At 45.7% G+C, this 24,724-nt stretch carries 23 protein-coding genes; 21 read left to right on the plus strand and 2 right to left on the minus strand.

Translation table 11 applies throughout. The annotated features are described in order from the left end of the window. The first annotated feature begins 7 nt into the window (after positions 1-7). The 20 genes from BC643_RS07735 (at position 8) to BC643_RS07830 (ending at position 19,580) form a co-directional block, all read left to right on the plus strand. On the plus strand, positions 8-622 hold the full coding sequence (locus BC643_RS07735; RefSeq protein ID WP_120272543.1) for a DUF4290 domain-containing protein: 615 nt from the start codon (positions 8-10) through the stop codon (positions 620-622). A 24-nt stretch (positions 623-646) separates the two neighbouring features. Then, positions 647-1,954 carry a UDP-N-acetylglucosamine 1-carboxyvinyltransferase gene (gene murA / locus BC643_RS07740; RefSeq protein WP_120272544.1) on the plus strand — a complete coding sequence of 436 codons (1,308 nt, stop codon included), beginning with the start codon at positions 647-649 and terminating at the stop codon, positions 1,952-1,954. Positions 1,955-2,066: 112 nt separating this feature from the next. Next, a complete protein-coding gene (locus BC643_RS07745) occupies positions 2,067-2,591 on the plus strand; it encodes a TlpA family protein disulfide reductase (RefSeq protein WP_120272545.1) in 525 nt (174 codons plus the stop codon). Between the two features lie 161 nt (positions 2,592-2,752). Continuing rightward, positions 2,753-3,337 (plus strand): nucleotide exchange factor GrpE, encoded by a 585-nt coding sequence (locus BC643_RS07750; protein ID WP_120272546.1) that lies wholly within the window; start codon positions 2,753-2,755, stop codon positions 3,335-3,337. A gap of 21 nt (positions 3,338-3,358) precedes the next feature. Next, complete coding sequence (gene dnaJ / locus BC643_RS07755) at positions 3,359-4,522, plus strand: molecular chaperone DnaJ (RefSeq protein WP_120272547.1); 1,164 nt, start codon at positions 3,359-3,361, stop codon at positions 4,520-4,522. A gap of 329 nt (positions 4,523-4,851) precedes the next feature. Next, positions 4,852-5,712 (plus strand): ATP phosphoribosyltransferase, encoded by an 861-nt coding sequence (gene hisG / locus BC643_RS07760; RefSeq protein ID WP_120272548.1) that lies wholly within the window; start codon positions 4,852-4,854, stop codon positions 5,710-5,712. Next, on the plus strand, positions 5,713-6,612 hold the full coding sequence (locus BC643_RS07765; protein WP_120272549.1) for a DMT family transporter: 900 nt from the start codon (positions 5,713-5,715) through the stop codon (positions 6,610-6,612). It abuts the gene before it with no gap. Then, positions 6,609-7,898 (plus strand): histidinol dehydrogenase, encoded by a 1,290-nt coding sequence (hisD, locus tag BC643_RS07770; RefSeq protein WP_120272550.1) that lies wholly within the window; start codon positions 6,609-6,611, stop codon positions 7,896-7,898. The genes BC643_RS07765 and hisD overlap by 4 nt, the downstream gene beginning before the upstream one ends. 15 nt (positions 7,899-7,913) lie before the next feature. Then, positions 7,914-8,945 (plus strand): histidinol-phosphate transaminase, encoded by a 1,032-nt coding sequence (gene hisC, locus BC643_RS07775; RefSeq protein WP_120272551.1) that lies wholly within the window; start codon positions 7,914-7,916, stop codon positions 8,943-8,945. A gap of 42 nt (positions 8,946-8,987) precedes the next feature. Beyond that, a complete protein-coding gene (locus tag BC643_RS07780) occupies positions 8,988-9,356 on the plus strand; it encodes a four helix bundle protein (RefSeq protein ID WP_120272552.1) in 369 nt (122 codons plus the stop codon). A 46-nt stretch (positions 9,357-9,402) separates the two neighbouring features. Further along, the gene (gene hisB / locus BC643_RS07785; protein WP_120272553.1) at positions 9,403-10,524 is read left to right on the plus strand and encodes a bifunctional histidinol-phosphatase/imidazoleglycerol-phosphate dehydratase HisB; all 1,122 of its coding nucleotides are present in this window, start codon (positions 9,403-9,405) and stop codon (positions 10,522-10,524) included. 65 nt (positions 10,525-10,589) lie between these two features. Continuing rightward, positions 10,590-11,474: a formyltetrahydrofolate deformylase gene (gene purU, locus BC643_RS07790; protein WP_120272554.1), complete on the plus strand. Its 885-nt coding sequence runs from the start codon at positions 10,590-10,592 to the stop codon at positions 11,472-11,474. Positions 11,475-11,485: 11 nt separating this feature from the next. Further along, on the plus strand, positions 11,486-12,022 hold the full coding sequence (locus BC643_RS07795) for a TlpA family protein disulfide reductase (protein WP_245994890.1): 537 nt from the start codon (positions 11,486-11,488) through the stop codon (positions 12,020-12,022). 2 nt (positions 12,023-12,024) lie between these two features. After that, positions 12,025-12,624 carry an imidazole glycerol phosphate synthase subunit HisH gene (hisH, locus tag BC643_RS07800; RefSeq protein WP_120272555.1) on the plus strand — a complete coding sequence of 200 codons (600 nt, stop codon included), beginning with the start codon at positions 12,025-12,027 and terminating at the stop codon, positions 12,622-12,624. 34 nt (positions 12,625-12,658) lie between these two features. Continuing rightward, entirely contained in the window at positions 12,659-13,030 is a 372-nt protein-coding gene (locus tag BC643_RS07805) for a four helix bundle protein (RefSeq protein WP_120272556.1), read from the plus strand. A 37-nt stretch (positions 13,031-13,067) separates the two neighbouring features. Further along, on the plus strand, positions 13,068-13,793 hold the full coding sequence (hisA, locus tag BC643_RS07810) for a 1-(5-phosphoribosyl)-5-[(5-phosphoribosylamino)methylideneamino]imidazole-4-carboxamide isomerase (protein ID WP_120272557.1): 726 nt from the start codon (positions 13,068-13,070) through the stop codon (positions 13,791-13,793). A 91-nt stretch (positions 13,794-13,884) separates the two neighbouring features. Next, a complete protein-coding gene (hisF, locus tag BC643_RS07815) occupies positions 13,885-14,640 on the plus strand; it encodes an imidazole glycerol phosphate synthase subunit HisF (protein WP_120272558.1) in 756 nt (251 codons plus the stop codon). Positions 14,641-14,659: 19 nt separating this feature from the next. Then, positions 14,660-15,274, plus strand: coding sequence for a bifunctional phosphoribosyl-AMP cyclohydrolase/phosphoribosyl-ATP diphosphatase HisIE (gene hisIE, locus BC643_RS07820; RefSeq protein WP_262697256.1), 615 nt, complete (start codon positions 14,660-14,662; stop codon positions 15,272-15,274). 137 nt (positions 15,275-15,411) lie between these two features. Then, the gene (locus BC643_RS07825; RefSeq protein ID WP_120272560.1) at positions 15,412-18,315 is read left to right on the plus strand and encodes a PEP/pyruvate-binding domain-containing protein; all 2,904 of its coding nucleotides are present in this window, start codon (positions 15,412-15,414) and stop codon (positions 18,313-18,315) included. After that, positions 18,312-19,580, plus strand: coding sequence for a serine hydrolase (locus tag BC643_RS07830; RefSeq protein WP_120272561.1), 1,269 nt, complete (start codon positions 18,312-18,314; stop codon positions 19,578-19,580). Before BC643_RS07825 ends, BC643_RS07830 begins: the two co-directional genes overlap by 4 nt. On the opposite strand, the gene BC643_RS07835 is transcribed toward BC643_RS07830, so the two are convergent. Together BC643_RS07835 and BC643_RS07840 are read right to left on the minus strand one after the other, a co-directional pair. Beyond that, positions 19,581-22,436, minus strand: coding sequence for an MFS transporter (locus BC643_RS07835; protein WP_120272562.1), 2,856 nt, complete (start codon positions 22,434-22,436; stop codon positions 19,581-19,583). Positions 22,437-22,448: 12 nt separating this feature from the next. Continuing rightward, entirely contained in the window at positions 22,449-23,405 is a 957-nt protein-coding gene (locus BC643_RS07840; RefSeq protein ID WP_211338011.1) for a serine hydrolase, read from the minus strand. Positions 23,406-23,700: 295 nt separating this feature from the next. Between BC643_RS07840 and BC643_RS07850 the strand changes: the two genes are divergently transcribed. Beyond that, positions 23,701-24,522 carry a carboxylesterase family protein gene (locus tag BC643_RS07850; protein ID WP_120272564.1) on the plus strand — a complete coding sequence of 274 codons (822 nt, stop codon included), beginning with the start codon at positions 23,701-23,703 and terminating at the stop codon, positions 24,520-24,522. Positions 24,523-24,724: the final 202 nt, after the last annotated feature.

The raw sequence follows: 24,724 nt of genomic DNA on the forward strand, positions 1-24,724 counted from the left end.
TTTTTGCATGGATTACAATTCAAATCGTAAGAAAATGCCCCTACCCGAATATGGGCGCAATCTTCAAAATATGGTCGATCACATTATGACCATCGAAGATCGGGAAGAAAGAAATCGTGCAGCTCGCACCGTCATCGATATTATGGGAAACATGTACCCTTATCTGCGTGACATCAACGACTTTAAGCATAAGCTTTGGGACCACCTTGCAATCATGTCCGATTTCCAACTTGATATCGATTATCCTTACGATCCGCCACGTCGCGAAACATTCAACGAACCACCTCAACGGATTCCGTACGCAGTTGGTCGCATCAAATTACGACACTATGGCAAAATCCTTGAATCATTGGTTGACAAAGCCAAAAATTATGAATCGGGAGAAGAAAAGGAAGTGTTGATCAAACTCTTGGCGAACCACATGAAAAAAAGCTATTTAGCTTGGAACAAGGACGCCGTAGACGACGAAAAAATTTATGAGGATTTGGAAATTCTATCCAAGGGATCAATTAAACGAAGTGATCTTGGGCTGACAGAAACCAAAGATTTGCTTTTCCGTCCTCGTAAAAAGCAACAACCGCAAAACAACAACAACCGCAACCAAAAGAAGCATCGTAAATAACCACGATTAATTTATTACTCCGGAATGGCAACATTTCATATTGAAGGGGGCAAAAAATTAAAAGGGACACTAGAACCGCAAGGCGCGAAAAACGAGGCCCTGCAGATCATCTGTGCCACCCTGCTTAGTCCCGAACCGATCACAATTACCAATATTCCCGAAATTCGGGACGTTCTGAAACTAATCGAATTATTGGGCGAACTTGGCGTAAAAACCGAGAGACTTGCCAAAGGTTCTTACCGATTTCAGGCCGATAACATCAATCTCGACTATTTACAAAGCGAGCGTTTTTCGCAGCAGGCGATCAGCCTACGAGGATCGATCATGATTGTTGGGCCGCTGTTGGCTCGTTTTGGCGAAGCATACATCCCTCAGCCGGGTGGCGACAAAATCGGACGCCGCCGTTTGGACACGCACTTCGTGGGTCTGCAAAAACTGGGGGCCGAATTTAAATTCGACGCGGAGAAGCATTTCTACAGCGTTAAAGCCCAAAAACTTTCAGGAGCTTACATGTTGCTTGATGAAGCTTCCGTTACCGGTACGGCAAACATCCTCATGGCTGCCGTATTAGCTGAAGGAACAACAACCATCTACAACGCGGCCTGCGAGCCTTACCTGCAACAGCTTTCCAGAATGCTGGTCAGCATGGGAGCAAAAATCTCCGGAATTGGCTCCAACCTATTGAATATCGAGGGCGTTTCGTCCCTGAAAGGGTGTGAACACCGAATCCTTCCCGACATGATCGAGGTTGGTAGTTTTATTGGATTGGCAGCCATGACTGGCTCTGAAATAACGATTCCGAATGCAGGAATTGAACACCTGGGAATTATCCCCGACTCATTCAAACGTCTGGGAATTAAAATGGAAATCATTGGAGACGACATTCATATTCCGGCACAGGACGAATACGAAATCGAAACATTTATCGATGGCTCCATCATGACTATTGCCGATGCTCCGTGGCCAGGATTGACACCCGACTTGCTCAGTATCTTCCTGGTAGTGGCAACTCAAGCGAAAGGCAGCGTACTCATCCACCAAAAAATGTTTGAAAGCCGTTTGTTCTTTGTCGACAAGTTGATTGACATGGGTGCGCAGATCATTTTGTGTGACCCGCACCGGGCTACCGTGATTGGTCTAAATAAAAAAGTACAACTACGTGGTACGACCATGACCTCGCCCGATATTCGTGCAGGGGTTGCGCTGTTGATTGCAGCTTTGTCGGCTCAAGGCAATAGCAAGATCTCCAATATCGAACAAATCGACCGTGGTTATGAGCAGATTGACAGCCGGTTAAATGCCATTGGTGCAGCCATTGAACGGATCAACTAGAAGAAGCATATTTGTTAAGATTTCTAAACGAGTGTTTGGAATTGATCCATTCGGCTTAAATTTTGTTTGAGAGGCAGAATGAATATATTTGAATTTTAATACATTGCGCTTTATGAAACAAAAACTGGTTATTGCAATGCTTTTCATGATTGGATTGGCATTGCCTCAAATAGTAGATGCTCAAGCAAAAATTGGTTTAAACATTGGCGATAAAGCACCCGAGATTGCGGAAAAGACCGCTAACGGGAAAGAGCTGAAATTATCCTCGTTAAAAGGAGAAATGGTTCTTATCGACTTTTGGGCGTCCTGGTGTGGCCCTTGCCGACGCGAAAACCCAACCGTTGTTGATGCCTATAAAAAGTTCAAGGACGAGAAATTCAAAGACGCAAAAGGCTTTACGGTCTACAGTGTGTCACTCGACAAATCGAAAGATGCTTGGTTAAAAGCCATTGAAGATGATAACCTGGTTTGGGAAAACCACGTGAGCGACCTGAACGGATGGAGTGCCAAATTTGCAGCCGTCTATGGTGTTCGCAGTATTCCGGCCAACTTCCTGATCGATGGCAACGGTATCATTGTTGCCAAAAACCTGAGGGGACCAGCACTGGAAGCAGCCTTGAAAAGTATGTTGAAATAATTGCTAAATACGCAATAAATCAGGAAGGTGGTACTTGGTACTGCCTTTCTTTTTTTAATTTTGTCAGCTTTTCGTGGAAAATCAATGTCAAATTGTCCCAAAAACAAGCTGGCAGCATTTTTGTAATTTGTCAGTCTGTTAAATAAAAAAATGTATTCAACATGGCAGAAGAAAAAGTTGTAAATGAGCAAGAAAACGGTGCTGAAGAGATAACAAAAGAGCAAAAAGAAGCACCTGAAAACACTGCTAAACACGAAGATAAACACGACAAAAAGTCAAAGAAAGATAAAGCGCACGACGAAATTGAGAAATTGCAGAACGACCTGGCCGACATGAAGGATAAACACATCCGTCTGCAGGCTGAGTTCGACAATTTCCGGAAACGTACGCTGAAAGAAAAAATGGAACTGATGAAGTCGGGCGGCGAATCTGTACTGATGAACATCATTCCGGTTATTGATGATTTGGAACGAGCCTTGGTTGCCTTCAGAGATGTGGAAGACGAAAATCCACTGAAACAGGGAGTCACCTTGATTTACAACAAGTTTCAGGAGTTCCTGAAACAAAACGGTATCAAAGAGATTGAGGCGAAGGAAAAAGACTTTGACACGGACCTTCACGAAGCCATTACCAAAATTCCGGCTCCGACTGAAGAGTTGAAAGGCAAAGTGGTCGATGTAATTCAAAAAGGATACCTGTTACACGAGAAAGTTATTCGCTTTGCCAAAGTTGTAATCGGCGAATAATAAAGAAAAACCCTGAGGAGCATGACAAAAAGAGATTATTACGAAATTTTAGGCGTTAGCAAAGATGCTTCGGCGGAAGAAATTAAAAAAGCTTACCGCAAAAAGGCAATTCAATATCACCCGGATAAAAACCCGGATAATAAGGAAGCCGAAGAGAAGTTTAAAGAAGCAGCCGAAGCATACGAGGTATTGAGCAACCCGCAAAAGAAACAACGCTACGACCAATACGGACATGCCGGAATGGGCGGAGCTGCCGGAGGTGGATTCGGTGGTCATGACATGTCGATGGACGACATCTTCTCGATGTTCGGCGACATTTTTGGCGGTGGTTTCGGTGGCGGATTCAGCGGTTTCGGTGGATTCAGTGGCGGCCGCAGTCAGGGTAAACGCGTTCACCGCGGATCGGATTTGCGGGTAAAAGTTACTCTCAGCCTGAAGGACGTTGCAGAAGGCGTTGAAAAGAAATTGAAACTCAAGAAATACGTTACCTGTGATACCTGCCACGGCTCCGGAGCACAAGGCGGTTCTGACTACACCAGCTGTACAACCTGCCACGGTAGTGGTCACGTAACGCGTGTAACCAACACATTACTGGGCCAGATGCAAACCACTTCGGCTTGCCCCACATGTAATGGCGAAGGACAGATTATTAAAAACAAATGTACAGCCTGTCATGGCGAGGGCATTGTGCGTGGTGAAGAAGTTGTGACCTTCAAAATCCCGGCTGGGGTTGCTGAAGGAATGCAGTTGAACGTTTCGGGTAAGGGTAATGCCGGACGTCGCAACGGCGTAAATGGTGACTTACAGGTGGTTATTCAGGAAGAACAACATCCGGAATTGATCCGCGACGGAAACAACCTGATATATAACTTATTCCTGAGCATGCCTGATTTTATACTGGGAACAACCGCCGAAATCCCAACCATCGAAAGCAAGGTAAAAGTGAAGATTGAAGCCGGAACACAACCGGAAAAAATTCTTCGTCTGCGCGGAAAAGGTCTACCCGAAGTGAATGGTTACGGAACCGGTGACTTACTGGTACGCATCCATGCCTGGACACCGAAAAAAATTAGTGCGGAAGAAAAGAAAATGCTGGAAAAATTGCAGCAGTCAGCCAACTTCCAAACAACTCCGGGATCAGGCGACAGAAACTTCTTTGAGAAGATGCGCGACATATTCGATTAAATTGATCAATTCGATAGATCTCAAGCCTCCGCTGACGGAGGCTTTTTTATTTCCAAGAAGTCGCAAATCCACTTTTCCCAAAAAACAAACAAAAGTCATTTCTTAATTTTAAATTAACAACAAAACCCTTGGTTCAGTTTCATTTTATAACTATACTTGCATCGTCAAAAAAATAAAAGAAATGAAATTCAACTTAGGACATCACGGCCACCATCATCTTTTCCTATTCAACGGTAGGCCGTAATTCTTTTGTCTTAATTGAAATGAAAATATTAACCCAAAGAAGGCTTACCAGATGGTAAGCCTTTTTTATTTATTTAGACCTGATCATGACAAATTTGAAGATTGCTGTCCAAAACAAAGGACGATTGTTTGAAGATTCGATGGATCTGATTAAAGAAACCGGAATCAAATTCTCTTTGGGAAGCAGCCGCGTACTTCTGGCTTCGGCTAAAAACTTTCCAATGGAAGCACTTTTCCTGCGCGACGACGACATTCCGCAAACCGTTGCCGACGGGGTTGCCGACATTGGTATTGTTGGCGAAAACGAAGTGCTTGAAAAGAAAATGGACGTTGTTGTTGCCAAACGTCTTGGGTTCAGTAAATGCCGCTTATCGCTGGCCATCCCGAAATCAGACGACTACAAAGGACCGGAATATTTTAACGGCAAGAAAATCGCCACTTCTTACCCGGTTATTCTGAAAGACTGGCTCAACAAAAACAATGTAAACGCCGAGATTCATGTCATCACGGGTTCTGTTGAAATAGCTCCCGGAATTGGTTTAGCCGACGCTATTTTTGACATCGTCAGCTCCGGTTCAACGCTGGTTGCTAACCGTCTGAAAGAAGTAGAGGTAGTGACGCCATCTGAAGCACTTTTAATCGCAACTCCGAATCTTTCTGCGGAAAAACAAGCCATCCTCGACGAACTGATCTTCCGCTTGGAGTCTGTTCAACGTGCTGAAGGAAAAAAATACATCGTTCTGAATGCACCGAAAGAAAAAATCGCAGCAATTTCCGCCATTCTTCCCGGAATGAAAAGTCCGACTGTTACGCCGCTAGCCGAAGAAGGATGGGTGTCCCTGTCGTCGGTAATTGCTGAAAAAGAATTCTGGGAAATCATCGGCAAACTGAAAGAAGCCGGAGCCCAGGGAATTTTAGTGATGCCAATCGAAAAAATGATTTTCTAAATGAAAACCAGAAGCGCCATATTGTTCCTTGTGCCCACCCTCATTTGGGGGTCCACCTGGTATGCTATCAAATTCCAGGTGGGAACAATTGATCCGCTGGTTTCCGTCTCGTACCGTTTTATGCTGGCCGGAATTCTGTTGCTAGCGTACTGCAAAATTGCCGGGCTGAATCTGAGATTCAACATCAAGCAACATGGTATGATTGCCCTACTTGGCTTACTCCTGTTTGGAGTAAACTACTGGATGGTTTACGAGGCCGAGACAATTCTGACCAGCGGACTAGTCGCCGTCATGTTTTCAATTATTATACTGGCAAATATTTTCCTGAATGCCTTGTTGTTGAAAGGTGTGATACGAAAAGAGGTTTTGCTGGGTGCAAGCCTGGGAATACTGGGAACAGCTCTGCTTTTTAAAGACGACCTCCTTAGCTTCAACCTCAACAATCAAAACCTGAAAGCACTCTTAATCTGTATTGCAGGTGTGCTTTTTGCCTCATTGGGCAACATCACTTCGGCCTTAAATCAACGCAACAAATTGCCGGTCATTCAAACCAATGCATTCGCTATGACCTACGGCGGACTGATGATGTTTGGAACCGTACTCATCCTGCAAAAAGAAATCGCTTTCGAGTACACAACCAGCTACGTGCTTTCGCTGTTTTACCTGGCAATATTCGGTTCAATCATCGCCTTTTCAACCTATCTGCAGTTGCTGGGCGAAATTGGTCCCGACCGATCAGCCTACGTGGCGTTAATTACCCCGGTAATCGCCTTATTCATATCCACCTTTTTCGAAGGTTACGAATGGAAAATGGCCGGGATACTGGGCGCCGGGCTTTTAATTGCAGGGAACGTGATTGCCCTCAAAAACAAATTGATCAAAAAACAAATTCGTGCATGAAACGCTATATTAATCCATCTCCCGCAGAGTGGCCACAAATTCTGGCAAGGCCGCTGTTCAATGCCTCCGACCTGGCAGGCAGGGTGCAACTTATTTTAGATGAAATTAAAGCTGAAGGTGAAGCTGCCGTTCGTCGCTATACTGAAAAATTCGACGGCGTAGTTCTCAGCAATATCGCAGTTACCAACGAAGAAATCGAGGAAGCGGTTGCGCTGACTGATTCAGAACTGAAAGCGGCCATCGAAACGGCAGCCGGGAATATTCATCGTTTCCATGCACAACAAAAAGTAGAACTGAAGAAGGTTGAAACCAGCCCGGGTGTGGTTTGCTGGCAAAAAGCCGTGGCCATCGAAAAAGTTGGCTTGTATATTCCCGGCGGCTCTGCCCCACTCTTTTCGACCGTATTGATGCTAGCTTTGCCGGCGAAAATTGCAGGCTGTAAAGAAATTGTTCTTTGCACTCCTCCCGGAAAGGATGGCAAAATTAACCCAGCAATTTTATTCGCAGCGCAGTTGGTCGGTGTAACAAAAATATTCAAGCTGGGTGGTGTACAAGCCATCGGTGCGATGGCTTACGGAGCCGGAGAGGTTCCGAAAGTCAACAAAATTTTCGGCCCCGGTAACCAATACGTGATGGCTGCCAAGCAGCTTATCAGCATCAGCGATGTGGCAATCGACATGCCAGCCGGACCATCTGAAGTAGCCGTAATGGCCGATGAGACAGCCAATGCTGCCTTCATTGCCAGCGACCTGCTCTCGCAAGCTGAACACGGACCTGATTCACAGGTGATCCTGGTCACCAACTCCGAAAAACTGATTGATGAGGTTGACCTTGAACTGGAGAAGCAATTAAAAGAACTGAGTCGTGCGGATATCGCTGTAAAAGCATTGGACAACAGCGTTGCCATTCTGTTGAATTCAGAAGAAGAAATGATTGAAATGATTAACGAATATGCTCCTGAGCACTTGATCATTTCGATGCAAAAATACCTCGAGGTAGCCGAACTGATTACCAACGCAGGATCGGTTTTCCTGGGAAATTATACCCCGGAAAGCGCCGGCGATTATGCCTCGGGAACCAACCACACATTGCCAACGAACGGCTGGGCTCGTTCGTTCAGCGGTGTTAATCTCGACAGTTTCACAAAAAAAATAACCTTCCAGGAAATCTCAGAACAAGGAATTCAAAAACTCGGCCCGGTTATCGAAACCATGGCTGCAGCCGAACAACTGGATGCACACAAAAATGCAGTAACCCTGCGCTTAAAAGTACTTTCAAACAAGTAATGGAGATCAAAAACGATGAACTTAGATAAACTCTTACGCGCTAACATTAAAAACCTGAAACCATACTCGTCGGCAAGAGACGAGTTTTCGGGTGAAGCGATGGTGTTTTTGGATGCAAACGAAAACCCCTACAATGCGCCTTACAACCGTTACCCTGATCCGCTGCAACGTCAGTTGAAAGAGAAAATATCGGCCATCAAAGGTTGCACCCCGGATAAAATTTTCCTGGGAAATGGCAGCGACGAACCAATTGATCTCCTTTTCCGGGCTTTTTGCGAACCGGGCAAAGACAACATCGTCTCTATCGACCCAACATACGGCATGTACCAGGTTGCTGCGGATATCAATAACATTGAAGTACGCAAAGTAAGACTGAAAGAAGACTACAGTTTCTCAGCAGACGAACTATTGGCTCAAGCGGATGAAAATAGCAAACTGGCTTTTGTTTGTTCGCCCAACAACCCAACAGCAAACCTGATGGATCAAGGGGAGATGCTGAAACTCATTCTGAATTTCAAAGGTCTGGTTGTTGTTGACGAGGCTTACATCGACTTTGCGCCCGGTGCCAGTTTGTTGCCCGAACTCGATAAATATCCGAACCTGGTCATCTTGCAAACATTCTCAAAAGCATGGGGAATGGCAGGAATCCGATTGGGAATGGCCTTCGCTTCGCCGGAAATCATCAGCATCTTCAACAAAATTAAATACCCTTACAACATCAACATTCTGACGCAGCAAAAAGCGTTAGAATTGATCGAGCAAGAAACAGAGAAGAACGCCTGGGTAGAAACGCTTTTAGCTGAACGTTCAAAACTTGGCGAACAACTGAAAGCCTTTCCTTTTGTTGTAAAAATCTACCCTTCAGATGCTAACTTCCTGCTGATAAAAATGCACGATGCTCGCGGCATTTACGATTACCTGGTTGAAAATGGCGTGATCGTTCGAGACCGCTCCAAGGTAATTTTGTGCGACGACAGCCTGCGAATCACAGTTGGTTCGCCGGAAGAAAACGAGATTCTGCTTGAGAAACTAAACGATTTAATATAGAAAATAACCAATATTGAATATTCAATAACTCAATATCCAAGAATGAACACGGAATCGAGAACCTTTGACTTAGAAGACCGTTTAATCGACTTTGCATTAAAAGTTGATGAAATCGTCGAAAAACTTCCCAACACGAAGTTAGCCAATCATTTGGCAAGTCAGGTTGTTCGAAGCAGCACTGCTCCTGCACTGAACTACGGAGAAACGCAGTCTGCTGAATCGCAGCGGGATTTCATTCACAAAATGCAAATAATCCTGAAAGAACTTCGGGAGACAAGGGTAACATTAAAAATTATCCTCCGCAAACCGTTACTACCTTGCGATAGCGTTGATTCTGTTCTAAAACAAAACGAAGAATTGATAGCCATTTTTGCGAAAAGCATAAAAACGGCCAAGTCGCGACTGTCTTAATTGGATATTTTACATTGTTTATTCATTATTCGAAATTATTGATACTATGAAGAAAGCTCTTTTCATCGATAGAGACGGAACCCTGATTATTGAGCCGGCAGACGAGCAAATCGACTCGCTGGAAAAGCTGGAGTTCCTGCCCAAGGTTTTCCGCAACATGCATTTCATTGCGAAAAACCTCAACTACGAGTTGGTGATGGTTACCAACCAGGATGGTCTAGGAACAGCCTCGTTCCCTGAAGACACATTCTGGCCGGCACACAACAAAATGCTGAAAGCGCTCGAAAATGAGGGTGTGGTTTTTGACGATATTTTGATCGACCGCCATTTCCCGCACGATAACGCGCCGACTCGCAAACCAGGCACAGGTTTGATGGGCAAATACATGGACGGCAGTTACGATTTAGCCAACAGCTTTGTTATTGGCGACCGTTTGACCGACATCATGCTGGCGAAAAACCTTGGAGCAAAAGGCATCCTGATCAGCGACGGTTCATTGGTAGATGAAATGAAAGAAAAAGGGCTGGACGATTTTTGTGCATTGGTGACCAACGACTGGGACGATATATACGCCCGCGTTGCAGCGCCGGAGCGCACCGCCCGCGTTGAGCGAAATACCAAAGAAACAAAAATCCTCGTCGAGCTGAACCTGGATGGAACCGGCAAAGGCAAAATAAGCACCGGGCTCGGCTTCTTCGACCACATGTTGGATCAAATTGCCCGTCACGCCGGAGTTGATCTCACGATTCAAGTGGACGGCGACTTGCAGGTGGACGAGCACCACACGATTGAGGACACCGGACTGGCACTGGGAGAAGCTTTCAAATTAGCTTTGGGCGACAAGCGTGGCGTTGAACGTTACGGCTATTGCCTGCCAATGGACGACTGCTTAGCACAAGCAGCCATCGACTTTGGCGGACGTCCCTGGATTGTTTGGGATGCCGAGTTCAATCGCGAAAAAGTCGGCGACATGCCAACGGAGATGTTCTTCCACTTCTTCAAGTCATTTTCCGACACCTCGCTTTCGAACCTGAACATTAAAGCCGAAGGCCAAAACGAGCATCACAAAATCGAAGGAATCTTTAAAGCCTTGGCACGTGCAATTAAAATGGCAATTAAGAAAGATGTGTTTAACTTTGAGCTTCCTTCAACCAAAGGAACCCTCTAGATTGATTATTGATTAATGATTTTGGAAGTAACTGAAAACTCCCAACTGCAAACTATAAACTCAAAATGAAAAGCATAAAGCAACTTCGTGAAAAAAAGAATACAGCAATTCTTTTAATTCACTGTCCTGACAAACAAGGAATTTTGGCGACAGTAACCGAGTTTTTGAATAAGAATAACGGCAATATTATTTACCTGGACCAGTACGTGGATCGCGTTGAAAAGATTTTCTATATGCGCGTTGAATGGGAGCTTGAGGGCTTTGACATCCCGGCTGACAAAATCGAGGAATACTTTGATACCCTGATTGCATCGAAACTGGAAATGGACTATTCCATCCACTTCTCGAAACAAATTCCTCGCATGGCCATTTTTGTATCGAAAATGTCACATTGTTTGTTCGATATTCTTTCGCGGTACACTGCAGGAGAGTGGGATGTTGAGATTCCGATGATCATCAGTAACCACATGGATCTGGAATCGGTTGCCAAGCGTTTCGACATCGATTTTCATTATATTCCAGTGACCAGTGAAAACAAAGCGGAGCAGGAGGCTAAAGAAATTGAATTGCTGAAACAGCACGAGGTTGACTTTATTGTACTGGCCCGCTATATGCAAGTTCTTTCGGCCGACTTTGTAGATCAGTTCCCAAATAAGATCATCAATATTCACCACTCGTTCCTGCCAGCTTTTGCCGGTGCGAAACCTTACCATGCAGCACACCAGCGTGGTGTGAAAATCATTGGAGCTACCAGCCACTACGTAACCAGCGAACTGGACGGCGGCCCGATCATCGAGCAGGATGTTACCCGCTGCAGCCATATCGACACTGTCCCCCGCCTGGTGCGCAAAGGGCGTGATCTGGAAAAAATAGTCCTGTCGCATGCGGTATTCAAACACATCCAACGAAAGATATTAGTATACAAAAATAAGACGGTTGTCTTCAATTAAACGACTTTAACATGTTTCAGAAACTTTCGAAGCTAAAAGCTATTTGTGCAATCATTATGGGACTAATCGGAATTCAGGCGTGTGCGCAGGACGATTACGGATACATCGTCAAAGTTGGAGAACAAGCTCCGGATTTTGAAACGACAACACCCGAGGGAACGACTATGAAACTGTCGGATCTGAAAGGCAAAGTGGTGATGTTGCAATTTACCGCCAGTTGGTGTGGCGTTTGTCGCAAAGAAATGCCCCACATTGAAGCGGACATTTGGGACAAACACAAGGCCAACCCGGATTTTGCCCTGTACGGGGTTGATTTGGACGAACCTGCTGAGAAAGTCGAAGCATTTGCCCGGCAAATACCGGTGAGCTACCCCCTCCTGCTTGACCCACAAGGTGGAGCCTTCTACAAATATGCTGAAAAAGGAGCCGGCGTCACCCGCAACGTTATCATCGACAAAGAGGGTAAAATTGTCTTTCTGACGAGGCTTTTCAAACAAGAAGAGTTTGACCAGATGAAAATTGTGATCGACAAACTACTGAAAGAATAGCAATGAACTTAGTTATTATCAAATACAACGCCGGGAATATCGAATCGGTCAACAACGCCTTGCAACGTTTGGGCGTAACAGCCGAAATCACTGGCGACCACGAAAAAATTAAAGCGGCCGACAAGGTCATTTTCCCGGGAGTTGGCGAAGCCAGTACAACGATGGCTTTCCTCAAACAAGAAGGTCTGGACAAACTGATCCCGTCACTCAAACAACCGGTATTGGGTATTTGCCTCGGACTTCAGTTGATGTGCAGCCATTCGGAAGAAGGCGATACCCCTTGCCTCGGTATTTTCGAGGAAAAGGTGAAACGTTTTCAACCCGAACCAGGAATGGAATTCGTCACCAAAGTGCCGCACATGGGATGGAACACAATTACCAAGCTGAAAAGCGGCCTATTCGACAGTTCACTGGAAGACCAGTTCGTTTACTTTGTTCACTCTTACTATGCAACGGTTGGAGAACACACCGCAGCTGTTGGTAATTACATTAATCCGTTTAGTGCAGCCTTACACAAAGACAATTTTTACGCAACCCAGTTTCACCCTGAAAAGAGCGGAACCATTGGCGCTAAAATTCTTGAAAACTTTATAAAACTATAATAAGATTGCAGATTAACGATTATCGATTGATCGAATGACACCGAAAGAACTTGAAGACAGATTGATTCAGTTTGCGATAGGAATCATTAAACTATCCGAGAAACTAGACCTCAACATTGCAGGAAGGAGACTAGCTGATCAAATTGTACGGTCCGGCTCTTCGGTTGCTCTCAATTACGGAGAAGCGCAAAGTGCTGAATCACCCCGTGACTTTGTTCACAAAATGGGGATTTGTTTGAAAGAATTGAGAGAGACATTCATCAATCTCAGAATCATAGATGGAGCAAGTCTTTGCCCGGACACCGAAATCATCGCTGAATTGTTGCAAGAAAACAACGAGCTAATTTCAATCTTCGTTAAAAGTATCGAAACTTCGAAAAAGAAACATTCAGATTTTAATCGTTAATCATCAATCCATAATCTCTAATCGTTAATTCATAGATATGATCACAATAATACCTGCCATTGACCTGATCGACGCCAAATGCGTAAGACTTTCGCAGGGCGATTACAATCAGAAAACCGTTTACAATGAAAATCCGCTTGAAGTAGCTAAAATGTTCGAGGATGCCGGAATTACCCGTCTTCACCTGGTTGACCTGGACGGGGCCAAAGCGAAACACATTGTCAACTACAAGGTACTGGAAACCATCGCATCGAAAACCAACCTGGTAATTGATTTTGGTGGCGGGTTGAAAAGCGATGAAGACCTGCGCATTGCCTTCGAAAGCGGTGCACAAATGGTAACCGGCGGAAGTATCGCAGTGAAGGACAGAGAGACCTTCCTGAGTTGGATTGAAAAGTACGGAGCCGAAAAGATTATACTTGGAGCTGATGCCAAGGACAAGAAAATCGCCGTGAGCGGCTGGCAGGAAGTTTCGGAACTGCCGATCCTCGAATTTATCGACGGTTACACACAAAAAGGCATTCAGAAAGTGATCTCAACTGATATCGCCCGCGATGGCATGCTGTCAGGACCTAGCATTGAGCTTTACAAAGAAATTTTAGAGCAATTCCCGAAACTGGAATTGATCGCCAGTGGCGGAATCGCTTCGATGAAAGATATTATTGAACTGGACGAAATGGGCGTACCCGGCGTCATTACCGGCAAAGCCATTTACGAAAACAGAATCAGTTTGGAAGAAATTAAAAAGTACATCAGTAAGTAGTAAATGAGTCTGGAAGTTCTGGCAACAAACACATCTTATGCACTTATGAATTTCAACTCAAAACTTTAAACTGAAAACTCAAAACAGTCAGATGTTAGCAAAACGAATAATACCATGCCTGGATATCAAAGACGGTCAGACCGTGAAGGGCATCAACTTTGTCAATATTAAAAGCGTGGGCGACCCGGTTGAACTGGGGGCCATGTATGCCGAACAGGGAGCTGACGAGCTGGTTTTCCTCGACATTACTGCCACACACGAAGGACGCAAAACCTTTGTTGACCTGGTAAAACGCATTGCCCGCGAACTGAATATTCCGTTCACTGTTGGTGGTGGAATCAGCGAGATCAAGGACGCCGAAGCACTTTTGAGTGCCGGTGCCGACAAAATCAGCATCAACTCATCGGCTGTGCGCAACCCAAAACTGATTGACGATCTGGCCCTCAACTTCGGAACGCAATTCGTTGTTGTCGCCATCGACGCAAAAAACTACGATGGTCGCTGGACGGTAACTGTCAATGGAGGCCGCATTCCAACCGACAAAGAACTGTTCTCGTGGGCAAAAGAAGCTGAAGATCGTGGTGCCGGAGAAATCCTTTTCACCTCTATGGATCACGATGGAACGAAAGCAGGCTTTGCCAATGCCGAATTGTCGAAAATGGCCGACATGCTGAAAATCCCGATCATCGCATCGGGCGGCGCCGGTAACATGGACCACTTTGTGGATGTTTTCGCAAACGGCAAAGCTGACGCGGGTTTGGCAGCGAGTATCTTCCACTACAAGGAAATAGCGATCCCCGACTTGAAACATTACCTGAGCAATAAGGGTATCCCCATTCGTCTGTAACAAATTTCAAAAACGAACAATAAGCAAACAAGATATGAATGCATCAATTGATTTTTCAAAAATGAATGGCCTGGTTCCGGCCATCATCCAGGACAACAACACCAGCAAAGTGTTGATGCTTGGTTTTATGAACGAAGACGCGCTGGCAAAAACCGAGGAGCTGGGCAAAGTAACTTTCTTCAGCCGCACGAAAAACCGTCTTTGGACCAAAGGTGAAGAAAGCGGAAACTTCCTGAATGTTGTTTCGATCGCCTCAGACTGCGACAACGACACGCTGCTGATTAAAGTGAACCCGGTTGGACCGGTTTGCCACACCGGAAGCGACACGTGCTGGAATGAAAGCAACTCGGAAGACGTGATGTTTTTGAAATACCTGCAGGATTTCATCGACAAGCGTAAAGAGGAAATGCCGGAAGGCTCGTACACCACTTCATTGTTCCAAAAAGGAACGCGCAAAATTACGCAAAAGGTAGGTGAAGAAGCCGTTGAAACCATCATTGGCGCTATGGCAAACGACGATGAAAACTTCCTGTACGAAGGAGCAGACCTCCTTTACCACCTCATCGTTCTGTTAACACACAAAGGTTACCGGATAGAAGATTTGGCTCGCGAACTGATGAAAAGACATAAATAGACGAGACCTCTGAAAAGCTTCGAATTTGGATTCGAAGCTTTTTTTATGCCATACTGGTATCACAAACTTAATTTCGAACTAGTGTAAATCGCTGACGGAAATTGATAACTTTGATTTATACCATTTAAAGAAGTGATATGAAAGTCAGGTTGTTTTATTTTCTTCTCTTGATTATTGGTTTTAGTTTCAACGGACACACACAAGCACTTACTAACGACGAGCTTAGCAAACTGGTAGGCACTCTGAAAAAAGACCCCAAAGGCCCATACCAGCAGATTTTGTGGTTTTGTAAAGACGGTTCGACAGTACTTCCGCAACAGCGCTGCCCCGAACCCGGCGGTGTGCAACGCGCCCGCTATAAAGATGAAATCATCAAGTTGGGCAAAACCAATCACATCTTCCTGGGTCAAATCCTGGCCACAACGCCCAACGAAGATTTTTGGGATGCGGAAAACAATCACTCCCGACTAAAACAGTACATCCTCGAAAAATACCTGCAGAGTGTCGACAACGGCTGGGTTCTGCGCCGTGCGCAGTACTACCGCGGAGCCATTCAGGCCGAAGATGAAAGTGCCTGGGGAATCCAGTTTTTAACCTGGCTGTTGGGGAATAATGATGCGATTAACGACCAGTTCTTTCTGATCCGGGAAGCCGCACGTACCATCCCTCATGCACAGGAAACACGCAACCTGCAAAATATCCGCTCGTTGTCACTACTGATCGCGGAAGGCAATCCGACCTTCTCAGATACCCGGATTAAAATTCACGGGCAACCGGATCATACCGACCTGGAACGGGTGAAAAATTACCGCAGTCAGAACTACGACCAAATGTCGGACGCCTCGAAAGAGCAGATTGACAAACTCGTATTGGCTCTGGAAGAATACTACAAACCCATTGTATTGAAAGATCTTCAGAAGATGGCTGCACACGCATCACCTGTGTCCGAACTGCGAAAAGCTGTTTTTGAATTTGCCGATGAGCAAGCTGAAACAAAAGGAGAAGCGCGGATAAAAGCGATCAGCCAATTGCTTTTCAAAATCCGGATTGACTTGCAAAAAGAAATTCCCGAAAACCGCCTGCCGTTTCTCGATATTTCAATCAAACTGGAAGAAATTCTGTTTACCGAGCTAACCAACTGGAAACCTGAAAACCTCAAAGAGTTGATCCGCCTGAACGAAAATTTGGGACTGGCCGCAACCGGTTGTGGTTACCTGGAAAACTGGGAGTGGGAATCCATCAAACCTAGTTTGCACAATCAGCAGCCAACCGAAATTTCGTTTGATCAGTTACAAAAACTGCACGACAGCGCCAGAGGTGTGATCGAATGGGGAACAGCCATGAACCGTGCCGTGTTCGGCCCGACAATCAAACTTTTTGGTGATTTTGAGCCACTGGCTTATCACTTTGCCGACGACCGAATCCGCTCGTCAATGCTACTCCCCATGGGAGCTTCGATTGGCCGAATGGGCGACTTTATTTACGCGCTATCCAACCAATCCAACCAGGTGATGGACATCGATAACCAAAGCCACTTCCGCGGTTTGAACCCCGGTTTTGCCAAAGGCGAATTGGTTGTTGTTGAAGGAAACACACACGATCTGGAAGTTTCGAGAGATAAAATTTACCTGTTCGACAGCCCTCCCTCCGACCTGAAACCGGTTGCCGGAATAGCGACCGTTTCCGAAGGGAACATGGTTTCGCACGTGCAGTTGCTCGCCCGCAACCTGGCAATCCCCAATGCTGTGCTATCTGGACAAAACCTGGCTGATCTGAAAAAATACTCCGGCACTACCGTCTTCTACGCCGTGTCGCCCAAAGGCAAGGTCATCATGAAACCAGCCGAACAAATGACTGATGAAGAGAAAAAACTGTTCGAGGTGAAAAAACGGAATGAGGAAAAAATTACCATTCCGGTCGACCGGATCGAGCTCGATGAGGTTAAACTGGTAAATCTTCGCAATGTAAATGCAAACAGTTCGGGCAAATTATGCGGTCCCAAAGCGGCTAACCTGGGACAACTGAAGCAGCTCTTCCCTGACCATGTTGTGGAAGGATTGGTGGTACCGTTCGGCATCTTCCGAGAGCACATGGATCAGCCAATGCCCGGAACCGACGGTTCGTACTGGCAATTCCTGAATAAAACATTCCAAGCCGCAGCAGCCAAACAAACCGACGGTCTGTCGAAAGCAGAAATCGATGAATATGTGCTGGCTCAACTTGCTATTCTTCGTGAAGCGATTAAAAAAATGGAGCTGCTCCCAGCTTTTAAAGAAGATCTAAAGACACAATTTCAATCTGTACTGGGTAGTCCGTTGGGAAGCGTCCCCGTTTTCCTGCGTAGTGATACGAACATGGAGGACCTGAAAGAATTTACCGGTGCTGGTCTGAATCTGACACTCTTCAATATTCTGGATGCGGATAAAATTATCCAGGGCATCAAGGAAGTTTGGGCTTCACCCTACTCCGAGCGAAGCTACAAATGGCGTCAAAGCTATTTGCTCAACCCGGAAAACGTCTACCCTTCTATCCTGATTATTCCGAGCGTCGACGTGAATTACTCGGGTGTCCTGATTACAAAAGGGGTGCAGTCGGGTAAAGCCGACGAACTCACTATTGCTTTTAGCCGGGGAGCGGGTGGTGCTGTGGATGGACAGGCTGCGGAAAGCTACGTACTGCAGGCTGACGGTAAAAACCGGTTGGTTGCTCCGGCACGTGAACCCGAATACACGAGTTTGCCAATTACCGGCGGGACAGCAAAAATTGCCTGCACGTTCGAAACACCGATCCTCTCCACCGAAAACATGAACCAGATCCGGGTGTTTGCCGAAACCTTAAAACAGGAAATGCAAATCACCCCCGGGGTGCACAGCAATGGGCCATGGGACGTGGAACTCGGCTTCAAAAACGATAAGCTGTGGTTGTTCCAGGTTCGTCCGTTTGTGGAAAACAAAATGGCTAAATCAACCGGATACCTGAATTCAATTTCCGGAGGAAGCGACATTCCGAAAGCTATTTCACTTAACACGATTTTAAAATGAAGATAAAAACTGCCGCTCGTTCAGCGCTCATTGCACTTTTACTGCTCTTCACGGTGGTTGAAGCGTTGCCTTATCCAATCGACGGGTATGCCTATTCCGGAATTCGTCGTCTGCTGCGACTGCAGAAAATTATCGATGGTGAAGTAAAAGACACAAAGCCAATCCCCGGGGCTTTAAAGTCGATTAACGATATCAAACTAAACCTTCTGGGTACCAAAGGAGACAGCTTGGTTACGCTGCCCGATGCTGACAAGAAACTACAGCAGCAGTTAAGCAGCTTGTTCCCGAATCTGGACGAAAGCTACTCGGTAGCGTTGATGGATATCACACCGGGAAAGAAAATCCGTTATGCCGGTCGTCAGGAAACAAAAGGATTTCAGCCCGGAAGTGTGGGCAAACTGGCCGTTTTGGCAGGCTTGTTTACGGAGTTGGCCAACCTTTACCCCGACTCGTACGAAAAACGTATTGCGCTGCTGAAAACGAAAATGGTTCGTGCCGGCACCTGGGGAAATTTTGATTCGCACACGGTTCCTTTTTATAACCCGGAAACCGGAGAGTTTTTTAAACGAACAGTTCGCGAAGACGATGTATTCTCGTTGTTTGAATGGGCCGACCACATGTTGTCGGTGAGCAATAACAGCGCGGCCAGTATTGTTTGGCGCGAAGTAATGCTGATGCGGGCCTTTGGAAAAGACTATCCAGCGTTGACCGAAGCAAAAGCAACCGAATATTTCACCACAACCCCTAAAGCAACTTTAAAAACGCTCGCCAATGAGGTTGTGAACGCGCCACTTCGCAAGCTGGATATCACGGAAGACGAATGGCGGCTAGGCAGCATGTTTACACAAGGTGCGAAGAAAATTGTTCCCGGCGAGGGCGGCAGTATTGGCACGCCGCGAGGCTTGATGAAATACCTCGTTGCCATGGAACGCGGAAAAATTGTCGATCAAAAATCCAGCCTGGAGATCAAACGCCTGATGTACATGACCGACCGCCGTATTCGCTACGGCTCCTCTCCCCGACTGACCAATGCAGCCATTTATTTTAAGTCGGGTAGTTTGTATAAGTGCAAACCCGAAGAAGGTTTCGAATGCAAAAAATACATGGGCAATGTTGAAAATTACATGAACTCGGTGGTGATTGTTGAGCAACCAGATGGCACAATTTACATGGTTGCCCTGATGTCGAATGTGCTGAAGAAGAACTCGAATCTGGATCACCTTGGACTTGGAAGCAGCATTGACGATCTGATCCGAAAGAAATAGTTAATTGGCTGAAAGCATCGCATTCTTCGCCTTCAACGCGAAAAAACGAACTTTCGGGTTCCGAACCTCCAGGTGCTTTTCAGCCAAAAGCAAGTAGCTTCGATCCGCTTTTTGTTCGAGCAAATAAAACACAGCGAGTTTCACCTTCACGTCAACACCCTCAAGCAGCATTTTGTAACAGGTAAATTCATCCGGTTCTTTTTCCATAAACAAGCCGATAATTGGCTCTGTCATCGAATGTGAAACCGAGGTTTCGAGAATCGGGATCAGCACTTTTTTCAGGCGGGTTTCCAGCAGATTATCCAAAAAATCAACGGCGTTCATGCGTACTTCGGCTTTTTCACTCTGAATTCCTTTGTAGGCCGTAAAAATATCTTCGGGCGGATAACGCAATTCCAACAACCTGAAAATTCGCTCCAGGCTTCCATCCAGCCGGCGCTCCAGCAAATTGATCAAACTTTTCCGGGCCTCGGTAATATTCTCCGGTTCCGCCACCTCCTCCTGGTGATTCGAAAAACGGGAGTTGAGCACGATCAGGCTATTCTGATACAAATGCGCTTCTTCCACAATTCGGCTCATCACCAGCCGCTTGTCAAAATGCAGGTTCGGAAAACTCTGTTTAATCACCGTCAGCGCCTTCAAACTCTCCAGATGCACCAAATAGTCTTCGTAGTCTAGCAGATAAAACAAGAACGAGATCGATTTCTGGCTATTAATTTTTTCGGCGACCATCGGCAACTTGCGAACAACATCCACCTGAATGTCTTCCGCCTCAATCATCTGCTGGAAAAAGGAGAAAACCTGGATGCCAAAATTAGCGAGTGCCTGCACCGCCAACGCGGAATAAGCTGGTTGGGTTAAAGCTTCGACCAACCGACCGATAAATTGCGGATGGGCAGCATTTCCGGCAGCTACAACTGCCAGCTTTACCACTTCGGGCCTGGGTGAAGCGAAAGCCTCCTCAATGTATCTGAAATAAGCTGTTGCTGATGAGAGTCCAATCGCCTGCAGCACGAATTGTCGCTGTTCATCCATCTCTGCCGCCGTTGTATCCTCGTCAAGCAAAGCAATCTGCTTTTGTAAATGTTTGCCGAATGAAAACCAATTCTGAAGTTCGTAATTCCCCCTTGTTTCGCGAGCCAACGCCAAAAGGGCAGAGCGTCGAATTTCAGGGTCTTGGTGATCAAGGTATGCTTCCAGCATCTCGACGCGGTTGCCTGGTGCCAGGGTCAGCAGATACTCCAATGCATTCACTCGCACCTGCGAATCCGGATCACTGATCAGCTGATTCATTTTCCCGGAAAGGTTGTGATTCAGGTAAGTTCTCAAGTTTACGATCACTTCAGCCCGAACCAGCGCAGAAGGATGATCCAGTAACTTTTTAAGGCCCTGGTAAAATCGCTCATCCGGCACCTCCCGTACTTTTTGAATCACGTAAAGCAACTGTTTTTCGTTCGCGCTGTCCAATTGGCGCACCAATCCCCCAATCACAGATTCCTCCGTTCCCTTCTTCCTGCTCGACTGTTCTGCAGCCACTTTCGGGCTCAGTTTCAGTTTGAACGATTTCAAATATTCCTTGCGCACCTGCAAGGCAAAATAGCCCCACAGCAGAAGTAAACCGATAATGATCAGGCTGATCCAATTGGTCGACAGGTTGAACGCATTCACCAGAAAGATTAGAATTAAACCACCAATCCCGGTAGCAGCACTGTCAACAAAAACATCAATAAACGACTTGGTTTTATTTTTAATTTCAACAGGAATCGGCAGTGCAAGCAGTTCGGTGGCCGACTTGTTAATCGACTGTTTCAAACTGGCATCGCTGAATTTGATAAAAACGGCAACGCCCAAAACCGGGAAGAACAACATAAGCACAGCTCCCAAAAAAATCGCACCCGGCAGGAACAGCAAAGACGTCCCAACACCAAACACCCCAACCACTCGCCGGGTAACAAACAGCTGAATAAAAAGAGACAACAGGTTGAAGTTGGAAAACCAGAACCCAAAAAATGAAGTCAACTTATCGGGATCGGGAATGGCCAGCGATGCAATCGCGCTGAACTGGTAATCGACCAGTTTAGCAACAATAACGCCAACACCGATAATCCCAGCCATGAAAGTCAGGTGCCGCGACTTGCGTATCAGCCGGTATGGATTCTCCGGTATCGTATCCTCTTTCACTTTCAATTGCTTGAAGTGCTTGGTTTCCGAATCGCGTTCGGCCCACATCCTCCTGGTAATCCAAATTGACGGTAATAAAACCAACATGCTCAAAAAGATCAGGTTTTCGCTCCCCAACGAACGTGCAATAATTGAAGTGAGGTAGCCCCCGAAAATGCCACCGCCAATGGCACCCGCCCCGATAAAACCAAAAACCCGCTTGGCTTCGCGGGGATTAAAAATAATATTGGCCAGAATCCAGAATTGCGAGGAGGAAACAACAGCGAACAAAGCGACCCAAACGTAAAACAGCAACAGGACAACCTGCACCAAAACATTCAAGCGCAATAACACCCCAAATATAAAAAGGCAAACCACCGAGCCAATAAGGGTCCGTACCATGATGTTGCCAAAAGACCGGGTTGACAAAATTTTGGAGTAAAACCAGGAAATCACAATCGCCAAAACCGCCACCAAAATAAACGCCATTGGCAGATAAGAATAGCCAAACGAAGAAAGGAACAGCGAGTTGGCAATAGGCTTTATAATGAGAAGCGTGGTAATAATCAAAAAAACATTGAGCTGCATCAGCAATACCCGCCGATATTCTCCCATTCGAATATCAAACGACTTATTCAGAAAATAAATAAATGCTTCTTTGAAAACGCCGGTTACTGAGCTCTCAAAATTCTTCATCGGTTAGCGATCTTATTTACCTAAAGATAAAGCTTCATCGCATTCGTCCAACACGTCCTCAACAGTATATATTAATTGGCGTAAAATTCTTTCTCCATCATCATCCTGCAGCAAACCCACCAGGATAAAGCGATCATTTTCCCCCCACACCAAAATTGAATCGGCGTGATAGTTTTTCCAAGTGCCAGATTTTCGGAACAACTTGGCATTGGGGCGTATCTTCTCAATTGAGTTAACAAATTTGTGATGAATCTCGGGATCGATCATCATATCCAGCATTTGCTTCGAACGATCGTAGCTAACCAACTTGCCTTGTATCAGCATATAATAAAAACGACAAACCTGGTCAGCGGTCGCAGCATGACTTATTCCTTTAATTGGTTCGGGCACACGTGTGCCTGTTTTGGCATAGCGCTTGCCAACCCACAAACCACCCCCTTGCTCCGGATCGTAAAGTTTGTATTCCGGCGATGTGACTACCTCCCGAATTTTATCGTAGCCCAGCAAATCAATCAAACGTGTGGTTGCCTCATTGTTTGAGCGGCTAATCATCAACCGCATATCATTATGTATTGCCGGCGTTTCTTTCAACTCCCCTTTTTCGAGTGCATCAGCAGTTGCCAGCAAAACGGCAATCTTGGGCAGGCTGGCCGCATACATAATTTCGTCTCCATTAATACTGGCAAAACGAATATTATTTAAATCGCGAAGGTCGACCAAACCAACTGCCATCATTTTATTGTCAATCAACTTTTTCCATTTGCCGTTTTTGTCAATCTCGGCATCGAGCTTTTTCTGCAAATCGCCATCTCGCAATTCCGACAACGGCTTTAGCTCGGTATCTTTTCCCAGCACCAAGGGCAAATTTAAGTTCATGTTCAGGTTGCGCTCCTCCGCTGCACGGTGACCACAGCCCACGAGAACGTTAATGTTCAGCAAAATGAATGTAACAATAATTCGGGCTCTCATACTTCAACTCCTTTTCCAACAACAACACAACGAGTCTTTAACAAACTGACTATTAAAAATATCACACTTCGAAAACCTTCTGAAATCAGCTTCGAAATCGCCTCAAATGTAGTAACAATTCCGAACCCGCAAACTTTTTCAAATAAATTCTTAAACATGAACGAAACACTGATCTACAACCAGATAACAAAACAAAAGGCGGATTTCGACGGAAATTTTTAGCTAAAGATTGTTAACAGAGCTTCCCGATTCTGCCGATTTCTTATTTTCGCCTTCGGATTATGGTATAAAGTATATGAAAATAAGCACCCTAAGAACATTTTTTTTAATCGCCATTGCTCTAGTCTTTCATCTGTCGTCTTCTGCAGCTGATCCGGAGCTCAAAAAGGTGCATTATAATTACCTTACATACTTACCCGAGAACTACGATAGCACACAAGCTAATTTGTATCCGGTTATCATCTATCTGCATGGTCGATCAGTTTCCGGCACTGACTTGAACCGGGTGCGCCGTTACGGACTTCCCTATTTCCTGGACCACGGTAAAAAAATGGACTTTATTGTCGTTGCGCCGCAATGTCCCTGGGGCAAACGCTGGTCGAGCGAAAACTGGCTGGACTCGATGATGGTGGAGTTGAATACCAAGTACCGGATTGATAACGACCGGATTTACCTGACAGGAATGAGCCTGGGCGGATTCGGAACATGGGAACTTGCCAACATGTATCCGAATCGGTTTGCAGCTATTGCGCCCATGTGTGGCGGAGGCAATACTTCCTGGGCCGACAATATCTACCACATACCAACCTGGGTTTTTCACGGAGTGCAAGACCGATTGGTACCCGTTCTGAGATCGGATCAGATGGTGAAGGCGCTGGAAGCGCACCACGCATTGGTTAAATATGACCGATTGACTAAAAAGGGACACGACTTGAGCCGCCTCTTTGATGATAATGAAATTTACAGTTGGTTCGCCCAATTCACCAGGCGACCGTTAAATGAGGAGGATGAAAAATCGCTCAAACCATTGGAGCCGATTTGGGTTACCGAAGTTGAACCTTTGGACAAAATAACACATCCTGATTTTACAGAAACGCCCGAGGGCGGAGTCTTTTAATCCAATTTCAATTTACGCTTCATTGTATTCCGTTTTTGGGGACGAAGGAACGACGAAAATTTACATCCCCATTCTTCACTTATATTAACAGATGGAGATCTAGTTCACTTATTAGTATAGGCCGCCAGCCTTCACTAAATCCAGAAATGATTTTCAACAGCCCCATCAACAGCGCTAATCATATCGAGAGTTATCAACCCGA

The sequence above is a fragment of the Mangrovibacterium diazotrophicum genome (assembly GCF_003610535.1).
Lineage (GTDB): Bacteria > Bacteroidota > Bacteroidia > Bacteroidales > Prolixibacteraceae > Mangrovibacterium > Mangrovibacterium diazotrophicum.